We start from the raw sequence: 11,430 nt of genomic DNA, 5'->3' as shown, positions 1-11,430 counted from the left end.
TGTTCCACGTGAAACATATCGGTGAGAAAATTAGCAATGAACGATATGCGATATATGTAGAGTTGTATGGCGGGACATTGAATGACAATGAACAGCAATTAATGATAATAACAATAAATATGAATATAAATGTAAAGTAAATATACAAATAGGGACAAAAGGATTATAACGTAGGATTAGAATCGAACAACGAATATGTAGTTGACAATGAAGACAAACGTGTTGTAATATTATTGTTAAGCGTATATCACAACACACCATGGCACGTCTGTCAATATCGGATAGCCGAATCGATGTCATTGCAATTCATCACGCATTATAACGATGCAAATGTCAATAAAAAAAGGAAACTGTTTATTTCCTTATATTGGGTGTATTACTTGGTTCAAATATAGTTTCTTGTAAAGTCCATCTTTCGAATACAATTTAGCATGATCTCCCGATTCAACGATTTCTCCATAATTGAAAACCGCTAATTCACAATTTTGCACAGTTTTAAGTCTGTGAGTGATAATTATTATAGTGATGTTGCGATTTTTCAGAAGTTCAAGAGTGTTTTGAAATTCTTTTTCGGATATGCTATCGAGCGACGCCGTTGCTTCGTCCAACACAAGTATCTTTGCTCCGGATCTGATCTTGAGCAGTGCTCGTGCGATCGATATTCTAAGTTTTTCTCCTCCTGAAAGCCGTGTTCCATTTTCTCCGACTATTTCGTTGAAGCCATTTTTCAGTTTAATTATGAAATCGTAGGCATTTGCCATTTTTGAAACACTAACAACGTCGTCGTATGAGGCATTTGGATCGCCTAATAGTATATTTTCGATAACGCTTCTGTTTAATATGCTGGCCTCCTGGTCAACAACCGCAATAAATTTCCGAAGTGAGGGAAGTTTTATGGTTGTCGTATCAATACCGTCAAGAAATATTTTACCGGTTATCGGCTTAAGGTTGTTTCTTAATAGAAGATTGAGGAATGTCGTTTTTCCGGATCCGCTTGGCCCGATTATTCCAATTGAATTATTACCGCATATGTTGAGTGAAATGCCTTTCAATGTCTCAATGACATTATTTTCATAACTGTAGTGAACATTTACGAATTTGATATTGCCATTTGTATCAGTTAGCTCGATGCCGTCATTATATGGCTCGATCGGTTCATCAATGAGATCAAATACTCGTTTTATGCTGACCAAATTACGTTTAGTCTGCATATAATTATGCGATAATCGCACGAACGGATTCTGGATCATGGCCGTGTATGATAGCACAAGCACAAGCTCGCCTGGAGTTATACCTCCGTTCCTGAGAAGAAACAAGGCTGACAAGAGAATTAAAATGAATCCGGCCTGGATCGTAAGCTGTTGAACGCTTATTATATTGGCCCATTTCGTATTCATTGATTCAGTTTCATTGAGCGTATCGCGTAGGAGCAGGTTGCTTTTATCCTTGTTCCGTGTCTCGTCGGTATATAGCTTGACCAGTTTGATGTTTATCAATACATCATGTATGAATCCCGATGCCTTTTCGCTTTTTATACTGATCTGTTTTTCTTTTTCGATGATCCGTTTTGTGCGCAGGAGTGGCAAACAGCTGTATGCAATTCCGACTGCAAAAACTACTGCCGCGAGCCTGATATCGATCAAGCCCAGGACAAATATCATTCCAATGATCGAAAATAATTCCGGGATAGATGTAAAAACTATCTCGCTTACGATCATGAATATCGCATCTCCCGATCTGTCCACTTTTTTTGCAATCTCGCCTTTATCATATATCTTGAAATAATCGAGCGGAAGATCAAGAAGATGGTTATATGCATCTGAGAGCAGATCCATGCGGCATCTCGCTCCTATATTATATTTGCTGATGAGTGTATATCTGTTGAGAAATACAGCCGAGAGAGTTAATATAAGGAGCGCGGCAATCGGTTTTATCAGTGCAGTCAACAGAATATCTTTATTCAATATATCATCTGTGATCCTGCTGTAGATGAGGGGTATTATAACTGCAAGCACCGCTACAATAAGCGAATATATTATGGTTTTTGTCGATTCCTTTTTATGTTTTAAAAGATATCTTTTTATTATTTTGTATATCATATGAATCTTCTCCTTTTGTTCCTTTGATTTTCAATGATCAGGTTGTCTGTATATAGACATTTCAGAATATCAGATGAATAGGCTAAAGTCAACATATGTATCGAGTCCATGGAGTTGACGTGAATATATTAGTGGCATATTATAATCAGTAAAATTCCTATGGGAAATTTGGAGGCAAGAAAATGAAAAACGCATTAATAGAAATAGGAAAGGACGTTCTGGCGGGTGTTATCACGGTGATCGTGATCGGACTTGTGAAAAAAATCACGAAAAAAATGACGCATGCCGAAGAATATGAAATAGAATACAGAACAACTGTGAAAATACGAAAAAACATTGCATAGGAAATTAGGCATGACGATCGATTGTCATGCTGTTATTAATTTTCTTTTCATATTGGCGAATATATCATACAATTAATATAGGATAATTTTAGATATATAAAGGGGGTGATAAGCATGGAAATAGAAAAATTTTATAAATTGCCCGCATTGACATATAGTTATGACGCATTGGAGCCGTATATGTCCAAAGAACAGCTTACGATCCATCATGATAAGCATCACGCGGCTTATGCAAATGGCGTAAATGCGGTTTTGGAGAAGATCGAAAGATCGAGAAGGGAGAGCTCCGAGATCGATATGAAAGCGACGCTGAAGGAAATGTCGTTTCATTTAGGCGGACACAAGCTTCATTCTTTGTTTTGGGGAAATTTGGCTCCGGCAAAAGGAAAAAACAATGAACCCAAAAAAGAATTGCTCGCTGTTATCAATAATGAGTTCGGAAGCTTCAATAGATTCAAAGAAGAATTTTCAAAGACCGCGCTCAGCGTTGAAGGATCGGGCTGGGCGGCGCTTTCTTTCTGCAGATGTACGAAGCGTCCGCTTATTATGCAGATCGAGAAGCATAGTTATAATGTGTATCCGAACTTCAGGATCATAATGGTGCTGGATGTATGGGAGCATGCATATTATCTGGATTATAAGAATGATAGAGCGAAATATATCGATGCTTTTTGGAATATTGTAAATTGGGATAAGATAGCTGAAAGGTTTGAAAAGATGATAAAATAGGCGGTCAATTAAAGAGAAAACTCGCATTAAGGCGAGTTTTTGGTTTAGGGGCTTGCCAGAAGGCGAAAAATATTATAGGATGGGCATTAACATGACGCGTTAGTAGCGTCGTGGAAATATAAAAAGAGGCGATAAAATGAAAAGAACATTAGTGTTTGCGTCAGGAGGCGCAGATGTAGGAGGATCGGGATTCAGGAAGCTCGTGGAAAGCTCTTTGTCAGGAATATTGAAGGCTGAGATCATTTCAGTGGTCTCAAATTATCCCAATGGCGGAGTAAAGAAAATAGCTGATGAATTCGGCATTAATTTCATATATTTTCCCGGTCCGTTCAATGCGGTTGAATATCGGAAGATCGTTGAAAGATATGAACCCGATCTGATCGCGCTTTCCGGCTGGATAAAATTTGTCAGGGGGCTTGATCCTAAGATAACCATAAACATACATCCCGGGCCGCTTCCAAAATACGGCGGGCAGGGCATGCATGGCCATAACGTGCATGAAGCGATCATAAAAGATTATTCAGAAGGGAAAATATTGTTCAGTGCGGTGTCAATGCACTTTGTTATCGAAGATGGATATGACGAAGGGCCTGCCTTTTTCAGCTATCCGGTCTATATCGGACAGGATTATGACGCAAACAAGATCGGCGCAGAGGTCAATAAGATCGAGCATGGATGGCAGGCGTACATCACGAACTTGGTTCTTGAAGGCAAGATCTATTGGGATGGAAAAGACCCCAAAAGCCTTGTTGTTCCGGAATATGTCCCGAGGATATTTATAAAAGGGTCAGAGTAGAGAGAAACAACTCTCTTTTTTTATTTCTAAAAAATATAATTTCTGATATAATGGTTAAGCGTTGAAGGTATTTAGTATTTAGCATTAAGCAAGATGCCAAATAACCGTGTACTATATACTCGATACTTATTTTTTTACGCATCAAGAATAAGTTGAATTGAATCTATAATCAAAGCGTTTTAACGTAAAATAACGAATATGTGTCTAGCAATCCCCGGAAAGATAATAAAAATAGACAAAAAAACCAACGTTGCGTCGGTTGATTTTGGCGGGATCAAAAGAGATGTCAATATTTCTTTGGTTGAAATAAAAAAAGGGGATTATGTGATCGTTCATGCGGGATATGCAATACAGAAGATCGATAATAAAGAAGCGAAGGAGACTTTAAAGTTGTTCGAAACTGCCAGAAGAGGCAATGATGAATAGTTTTACTAAATGTAAAATGTAAATATCAAAGATTAAAATGACAATGTAAGATTAAAAAGAATTAATAAACATGTTATCATTTTGAAGCGTTATTTTCCATTTTTGAGCCATAGGCTCATCAGCCTTGGGCTCGAGATTTTTGAATTTTAAATTAAATCATGACTCGTAAGATTATAATCGAAATCAATAAATTATCTCAGCAAATCGGCAGGCAAGTCGTCCTGATGGAATTATGCGGCACTCACACCGAGGCCGTCGCGAGGAATGGGATAAAGAAGATCCTTCCGAAAAACATCAGGCTTCTTTCCGGGCCCGGGTGTCCGGTCTGTGTGACGGATCAGAGCGACATCAATGCGGTCATAAAGCTGGCGCTCGCAGGAATACCGATCGCGTGCTATGGAGATGTTCTTCGCGTTCCCGGAACAATGCAAATGAAAAATGAAAAACTAAAATATAAAAATGACAATTCAAGAAAAATTAAAGATAATTGTCATTACGAGGAGAATCGTAAGGCTGCGAAGCAATCTCAAGTTCCGCAACCTAATCTCAGTTTGGACAAGGCGCGTGAACTCGGTGCTGACATCACCGAAGTGTATTCGACGGAAGATGCGCTCAAGCTACAGAAAAAAAAGCCGGACCTTGTTTTTTTCGGGCTCGGGTTCGAGACAACGACACCAATGACCGCGGATGCTATCAAAAGGGGATTAACAGTATATTCATCTCACAAGCTATTTGTTCCTGCAATGCAGGCGCTTGTCGACACGCCAAGCCTGAAGATCGACGGATTCATAGATCCCGGGCATGTTTCGACCATAATCGGGACAGAGCCTTATAAAAAACTGAAGTTTAAGGAGCTTAGCTCCTTGAAAAAAGGAGCTAAGCTCCTTGGGACAGAAGCTATTCCGCAGGTGATTACCGGGTTTACGGGAGAGGATGTGCTTCTCGGGATCTATATGCTGCTTAAACAAATATCCGAAGGCCGGGCTGAAGTCGAGAATGAATACACAAGATCGGTCCGTCCGGAAGGGAATCCGAAAGCGATCGCGCTGATAAACGAGGTTTTTGAAGTTGAAGACGCCTTTTGGCGAGGTCTGGGAAGGATCCCCGGTTCAGGTTTGAAGATAAGAGAGAAATATTCCGAATTCGACGCGAAAGTAAAATATAAAAGCATTCTACAAGCTACCTGCCTACCGGACAGGCAGGCAAGCTATAAACTACAAGCTGATTTGTCCGGCTGTCTTTGCGGAGCGATCCTGCGCGGCCTGAAAGAGCCTACGGACTGCAGATTGTTCTCTAAAACCTGCACTCCTGAGAATCCGATCGGAGCGTGCATGGTCTCTTCCGAAGGCGCGTGCGGCATTGAGGCGAAATATAGGGAAATATAAGTCGGAAAGATCAAATTTACAGATGACGACGCGATATAAAATAAATTAAAAATGAAGGACGTTTCCTTCATTTATGGTATTCGTTCCCAGTCCAGAACGAATTCCGGGGCATTCCATCCATCTTCACCCCATCCAGTGTAATGTTTGGAGATTATTTTGTAGTAACTCACGGTGTCGGCTCGGCAGTTTTTCTTTCCTTGGGCCATGCAAATGTCCCACGAAGAGATCTCTGCCAGAACTATGACCTTGTCTGTATCGGCAAAGCGAGAGAGGCTGTCGTTTTTGTCCCAGCCGTTTCTTTCCATCCAGATCGGCTGACCCGTTCCCCAGTATTGGCCAAGTATATATCCTTCATTATGGATTTGGCTGCGTACTCCATCCGTGGGGTTATATGTGCCTTGTTCATACCCCCTATCGTGCCCTAATGAATATGCACTCATTATATCCTTCATATCTTCTTCTTCATGTCTATCGTGACTGGATACTGCTCCAGATACGGCTAAAGCGATTATTATAATCGCTAAAAAACCTTTCATAATTTACCTCCAAATATTCCATAGTTTCAGTCTGATCGTGCCTTAATTCAAATAAACAAGACGCCATCTTTTCTGAAACCATGGAGATACACGGAGCGATTGTTGTCTCTCATTATAACACAATAACCACTGGTTGTCAATATGTGAACTATAATAAACTGAAGTCCGGGTTATTATGAAGAAAAAAAAGCGAGAAACTATTATTGTTTGTCGCTCATATTCTTTATTACGGAAGTAATTTTGTCTTCCAATATCGTCTTGAATTGTTCATTTCTGAATATTACAAGTTTGATACTCTTTATTCCTGAGTTTCTGTTGCTCCGAAGAAATTTCAGTATGCCCAGGATATATTCATTTGCGATCTCATCCGGAGTTCTTTCGATTATTCCGAGAAATACTCCCGTTCTGATGGCTGGGATCAGGATTGTCTCAAAGCCCGCTTCGTCTGCGGTTTCAAGGCCTCTGTTTATTACTTCTCTGGCCCTTGACCTGAGGTCGTCGACCACAAACACAACATGATCGAATTTGCCTCTGTGTGTTTTGCGGTTGCCGAGAACAGCTGCCGAAAACAGATTTTCAAGATGCGTTTTCCTGATCTGGTCATGATACATTTCTCCGGCAATGGCATATATGGCCCTGTCGATCCCTCCGTGCCAGTTCTTTTGGGAGTTGATCGGTGTTATAATGCAATCAGCATCGATCTGAGTTATGTCTCCCGAAACAATTTGAATGGTCGGCAATTTCCTTACGTTCACTAATGCTTTATTTATTTCGTCGTTCTCATCTCTCAATGTCCTGCCTCCTTATTTACAGCAATATTGTAATCACGTCTTTTCCGATACGGTTGCCGTTTTGTTTTATTATCGGCGCAACCGCTAAGGCGTGATTATTCATAGGGCCGTAAATATCTCACGAACAAATTTAACCGGATATGATAGTATATAGTATGCAATGTGTCAATTTGGGAGAAAAAAATTGGGAGCGTGTTTTGCTCCCGGCAGAAAATGTCGCTCATAGTTCGAGTGATCTATCTGTCAAAATGATGGAAATAATATTTATTTCTTTTTCCCCTTACAACCGGTATATCCGTTACTGTGCTCAGAATCCAGCCATCTTCTCCGAAGAAATCAGTTATTTCACATTCTTTTTCAAATTCAAGTTTTTCCATTTCATTCTGATATTTTTCGCGGTAGAATTGAGACTTGCATTCAATCGCATCAATTTTCCAGTTTATCCCAGTAACCAGGCCCATATCGGCCCATACAATCAGATTTATCACGTGAGTCATTTCTTTCACCTTCAGACCACAGTTTAAACTGTGACAAAATAATTTATCATAAATATAACATCATGTCAAGATTGTTTATGAACGATTCCGTTTCTCTCGAGTTGGGTTCCGGCGGGAAAGCGTCGTGGGAGTTTTTCAAGGATCTGCGCAGGATCATGAATTTCACCGGAAAGTGGACAAATACCGGCGATGATGCGGCAGTCTATGATTTGGGTGATAAAAAATTGGTCATGACGACTGATGCTTTCATAATCGACCCGTTATTTTTCCGCGGCGGAGATATCGGAAAGATCTCTATGTGCGGAACGATAAACGATATCTCCGTTATGGGGGCAAAACCGATCGGGATATCGCTTAGCTGTGTTATTGAGGAAGGTTTTGCGACGGCTGATCTTGAAAAGATAATCAGATCCATAGACAAAGTCTCAAAAGAAGCCGGCGTGCCGGTGGTGACAGGGGATACGAAAGTGACGGAGAAAGGAAAAATAGACAAAATAGAGATCACGACGGCGGGAGTCGGGCTCGCTGACAGGATCATCGAAAACAAAGGTGCGAAGCCCGGAGACAAGATCATTGCTTCGGGAAATCTTGGCGAGCATGGCGCAGTGATCTTGAGTCATAGGTTCAACTACAAGACGAAACTGAAGAGCGATTGCAAGCCGCTTAACAAGGAGGTTCAAAGTGTTGCCGAGTTCTTGAATGCCTGCAAGGATCCGACCCGAGGCGGACTGGCCGAAAATCTGAATGAGATAGCCGAGAAATCCAAAGTGAAAATAATCCTGGATGAAAAACATCTGCCCTATAAGAAAGACGTCATTTCCATAAGCGAACTTTTGGGTGTGAACCTTTTTGCATTTCCATCCGAGGGGAGATTCATAGCGAGTGTTTCGGAAAAATATGCCAATAAGGTCATAAAGAAACTTCGTCAGTTCGATCCTGAGGCTGAGATCATCGGCGAAGCGGAAAGGGGGAAGGGGGTATTTCTGAAAACCTTGATTGGCGGACTCCGCCCGATCGAAATGCCCCGGGGGAAATTGATCCCGAGGATATGCTAGGAATAATTTTAAATGCTTTAATTATTAAACTCAATTCATAAACGTTCCGACATTGCGATTTCATAACCGCTATTCCATCAGGAACTGATTATTATTCATAAATTTATTCTTTAGGACTTGATTGAAAATTGTAAATTGACGATTGATATTTATTTCTGCGCCTGGAAGTAAGAAGATAGAATCTAATAAAAAAAGATTTATAGAGAAATTGACAAAAGTTGCGATATGGCTTATATTATGCGCGGAGGAAGACGAATGGCTCATAAAATAATTACAAAATTATCCGGCTTAATGATGTTGCTATTAGGATTGCTGTATCTGTCAGTCGCAGTTGTCGCAGCTTTGTCGATCGATGTCAGTGCGATCACTGGAAGAGATCTCGGATTATTGAAAGTGATCATAGATGCGACAGAGAAGGATGTGCTCTTGAACATAATGGTCTTGTTCATCGGCTATTACTTCAGTTCTTGGGGAGTGACAATACTAGGAGGAAAGCCGAAGAAGGTATTGCTGGATTACAGGATCAACTATAAGGTGGTTGCAATTGAAACTGACGAAGCGAAAGGTACTGTTAAAATAGATCTGAAAGATACGAGGACGGGCGATGAGATAACCGTGCAAAAAGAGACGAAACATCTGAAATATTTCAAGGATTATGTCAATCTGAACGGAGACATAATGCCCGGCGGAATTGCCGGAGTGGTATAATAAAACTTGCAAAATTGCAAGTTTTTTATTATGGCGCCGCAATCCGTCCATTATACAGTCAGGCGGTGAAGTAGGGTTCATAAAAACATTTTTATCATATATAGGCGGATGACCGTTATATCGGCAAGTATTTTCACATACTAAGCTGAAGTATCGCTATTGACAAATGATAAATAATATGCTAGGATACACGGTCATTTATGGAGAGTGTTTTGGATCCGATATGCAATGTCATTATAAAAAATATTAATAGGCATATTTTGAGCTGAATCTTTCCGGAAATTTCCGGCGATAGCTCGAAAGCGATCAGATCTTAGACACTCCTTGTAATAATGTATGAAAAGGAGTCGATTTTAGTAAATGTTCATTGAAAAGTTATTGGACAAGACTATGTTGTATTTCAAATATCCTGTTATTTGCGGCTGTTTGTCGAGTTTCTGATGATTCGGAAATTCGAAATGACAGTCACAAATATTGGAGGATGATACAATGGTAAACTATTATTTTATCGCAAATCTTACGGAAGAACAGCGAAGAAAACTGGATAATGCGCGGATAGTATACACAAGTCATACTATAGGCGACGTATCGGGTTTTGTGATCGATGTATCCGATAAAGACAGGATGATCACTGCTCTGAACGCAACGATCAGTAGCGAAGAGGAAAATGCGGAGACCGGCATAACGAAGTTGAATCTCAGATTCCGCAGCGAAGTCAGACCTCTCATGTTGGAAGATTTTCCGACACCCATGCGAGATATTGATTTCAGAGGTATGCATCGGGAAATGATGCTTGAAATGACGCCTTATTATAGAGATAGGGGCGAAAGGCTAACATTGGAGGAGATTTCTCCAGAGATGTTCAACACAGGGATGTTTGGCAGGCGGGCAGAAGAGACAGTTACGGAACCGAAAGAAGAAATATTCAAAGTGGAAGCCACAATGTCCTGGAATGGTGATGGCCGTTCCAAATTTGTCAAGGCGACCGAGGAGGTTTTACTGCCCTGTCTGAAAAAGAATATAGCGATCCATGTTCCACATGGCGGTGCCAGGAGAGCTGAAAGCGACGGAAGGTTCCATATTTTCATCTGGTCTGTCTTGGAAACGGGAGCAAAAACAGTAACCCATTCGGCTCCATATAAGATATGGGGCATTGATGTGGATTTCCGCACTGAAACATTCTCACCCTCGGGCAAAGGGATCGTCATTTATGACGATGAATTCAATGAGATCGCGGAATTGATCGATTTCAACAATCTGTTCATATTCTACGATATCTGCCATCGCGGTACTGACCGGGAAATTTCAATATTCAAAAAGATCCTCGAGAGGGTAGTTGTTGAATTACGAATGACTCCGTCGGAAAGGGATCGCGAATCGATAACTCTTTCACAAAAGAAAAAAGAGGCTCAGAGGAGAAAATACATTCAGGAATGCTCGAAGCGGCATGAGAAAAATGTGGAAGCCACTACGGAAAGCATCAGAAAAGGAAAAAAAGATATAAGCGGATATCAGAAGAAGCTCATATTAGAGATCCGCAGAGTACAGGGACTTGAGAGGAAACTGGATCAGCTTATAAACAGCTATGATACGAAATCAGAGGAAGAGAAGCTTGGAAAAGAGTTCGATAAGATACTATCCATGGAGAAGATCCGCGACGTGACGATCTCGGGAGGCGTGATCAGTATATTTACGGATGTGCTGTATTGCACAGATCCCAGAAGCGGCGTTGAACACGAGATCGGAGCATTCCGAATAGACATCAACACTGATGGTGAAGATGAAGGAGTGCATTGGTTCAATCAGACTCACAGAATAAGGGGCTTCGAAGATGGCATGAACGCTCCGCACGTCTTTGCCAAGGGACATGCGTGCCTTGGGAACATGACGGAAGTCATACCTGCATACATTGCGAATTATGAGTTCGCAGTAGTAGCTATAGTAGCCATACAGTTCATTGAGAATGTGAACACGGATGATGGCGCAGGAAAATATATAAACAAATGGCCGGTATCGCAAAGATACAGAGAGAGCCATCCAAGCGAGGAAGAGGAAGGTGAATAA

The 11,430-nt window shown here is 40.9% G+C and carries 12 protein-coding genes; 8 read left to right on the top strand and 4 right to left on the bottom strand.

The features are described from left to right. Window positions 1–362: 362 nt before the first annotated feature. A complete protein-coding gene (locus tag WC788_05425; GenBank protein ID MFA6097040.1) occupies window positions 363–2,099 on the bottom strand; it encodes an ABC transporter ATP-binding protein in 1,737 nt (578 codons plus the stop codon). 182 nt (window positions 2,100–2,281) lie between these two features. Between WC788_05425 and WC788_05420 the strand changes: the two genes are divergently transcribed. The 5 genes from WC788_05420 (at window position 2,282) to hypD (ending at window position 5,779) form a co-directional block, all read left to right on the top strand. Then, entirely contained in the window at window positions 2,282–2,443 is a 162-nt protein-coding gene (locus tag WC788_05420; protein MFA6097039.1) for a hypothetical protein, read from the top strand. Between the two features lie 114 nt (window positions 2,444–2,557). Continuing rightward, on the top strand, window positions 2,558–3,172 hold the full coding sequence (locus WC788_05415; GenBank protein MFA6097038.1) for a superoxide dismutase: 615 nt from the start codon (window positions 2,558–2,560) through the stop codon (window positions 3,170–3,172). Between the two features lie 136 nt (window positions 3,173–3,308). Then, window positions 3,309–3,968 (top strand): formyltransferase family protein, encoded by a 660-nt coding sequence (locus WC788_05410; protein MFA6097037.1) that lies wholly within the window; start codon window positions 3,309–3,311, stop codon window positions 3,966–3,968. A gap of 198 nt (window positions 3,969–4,166) precedes the next feature. Continuing rightward, window positions 4,167–4,394, top strand: coding sequence for a HypC/HybG/HupF family hydrogenase formation chaperone (locus WC788_05405; GenBank protein ID MFA6097036.1), 228 nt, complete (start codon window positions 4,167–4,169; stop codon window positions 4,392–4,394). 158 nt (window positions 4,395–4,552) lie between these two features. Then, window positions 4,553–5,779, top strand: coding sequence for a hydrogenase formation protein HypD (gene hypD / locus WC788_05400; protein MFA6097035.1), 1,227 nt, complete (start codon window positions 4,553–4,555; stop codon window positions 5,777–5,779). Window positions 5,780–5,850: 71 nt separating this feature from the next. Here the strand turns inward: hypD and WC788_05395 are convergent, their stop codons facing one another. The 3 genes from WC788_05395 to WC788_05385 form a co-directional block, all read right to left on the bottom strand. Beyond that, complete coding sequence (locus WC788_05395) at window positions 5,851–6,231, bottom strand: hypothetical protein (GenBank protein MFA6097034.1); 381 nt, start codon at window positions 6,229–6,231, stop codon at window positions 5,851–5,853. A 284-nt stretch (window positions 6,232–6,515) separates the two neighbouring features. Beyond that, window positions 6,516–7,106, bottom strand: a complete 591-nt coding sequence (locus tag WC788_05390; protein MFA6097033.1) for a macro domain-containing protein — start codon at window positions 7,104–7,106, stop codon at window positions 6,516–6,518. A gap of 236 nt (window positions 7,107–7,342) precedes the next feature. Further along, window positions 7,343–7,603: a hypothetical protein gene (locus WC788_05385; protein MFA6097032.1), complete on the bottom strand. Its 261-nt coding sequence runs from the start codon at window positions 7,601–7,603 to the stop codon at window positions 7,343–7,345. 62 nt (window positions 7,604–7,665) lie between these two features. On the opposite strand from WC788_05385, the gene hypE reads away from it, so the two are divergent. From hypE to WC788_05370, 3 genes are all read left to right on the top strand, one after another. Beyond that, window positions 7,666–8,658, top strand: a complete 993-nt coding sequence (gene hypE / locus WC788_05380) for a hydrogenase expression/formation protein HypE (protein MFA6097031.1) — start codon at window positions 7,666–7,668, stop codon at window positions 8,656–8,658. Between the two features lie 255 nt (window positions 8,659–8,913). Then, window positions 8,914–9,366 carry a hypothetical protein gene (locus WC788_05375; protein ID MFA6097030.1) on the top strand — a complete coding sequence of 151 codons (453 nt, stop codon included), beginning with the start codon at window positions 8,914–8,916 and terminating at the stop codon, window positions 9,364–9,366. Window positions 9,367–9,855: 489 nt separating this feature from the next. Beyond that, on the top strand, window positions 9,856–11,430 hold the full coding sequence (locus WC788_05370) for a hypothetical protein (protein ID MFA6097029.1): 1,575 nt from the start codon (window positions 9,856–9,858) through the stop codon (window positions 11,428–11,430).

Source organism: Candidatus Paceibacterota bacterium (assembly GCA_041661265.1).
Lineage (GTDB): Bacteria > Patescibacteriota > Minisyncoccia > JAHIHE01 > JAGLIN01 > JBAZUT01.
Note: the sequence above shows the minus strand (reverse complement) of the source record. Positions and strands in the feature narration are given on the sequence as shown.

Coding starts and splice junctions, on each gene's coding strand:
- WC788_05425 (MFA6097040.1), bottom strand. CDS start 2,099: ATGATATACAAAATAATAAAAAGATATCTTTTAAAACATAAAAAGGAA.
- WC788_05420 (MFA6097039.1), top strand. CDS start 2,282: ATGAAAAACGCATTAATAGAAATAGGAAAGGACGTTCTGGCGGGTGTT.
- WC788_05415 (MFA6097038.1), top strand. CDS start 2,558: ATGGAAATAGAAAAATTTTATAAATTGCCCGCATTGACATATAGTTAT.
- WC788_05410 (MFA6097037.1), top strand. CDS start 3,309: ATGAAAAGAACATTAGTGTTTGCGTCAGGAGGCGCAGATGTAGGAGGA.
- WC788_05405 (MFA6097036.1), top strand. CDS start 4,167: ATGTGTCTAGCAATCCCCGGAAAGATAATAAAAATAGACAAAAAAACC.
- hypD (MFA6097035.1), top strand. CDS start 4,553: ATGACTCGTAAGATTATAATCGAAATCAATAAATTATCTCAGCAAATC.
- WC788_05395 (MFA6097034.1), bottom strand. CDS start 6,231: ATGAAGGATATAATGAGTGCATATTCATTAGGGCACGATAGGGGGTAT.
- WC788_05385 (MFA6097032.1), bottom strand. CDS start 7,603: ATGACTCACGTGATAAATCTGATTGTATGGGCCGATATGGGCCTGGTT.
- hypE (MFA6097031.1), top strand. CDS start 7,666: ATGTCAAGATTGTTTATGAACGATTCCGTTTCTCTCGAGTTGGGTTCC.
- WC788_05375 (MFA6097030.1), top strand. CDS start 8,914: ATGGCTCATAAAATAATTACAAAATTATCCGGCTTAATGATGTTGCTA.
- WC788_05370 (MFA6097029.1), top strand. CDS start 9,856: ATGGTAAACTATTATTTTATCGCAAATCTTACGGAAGAACAGCGAAGA.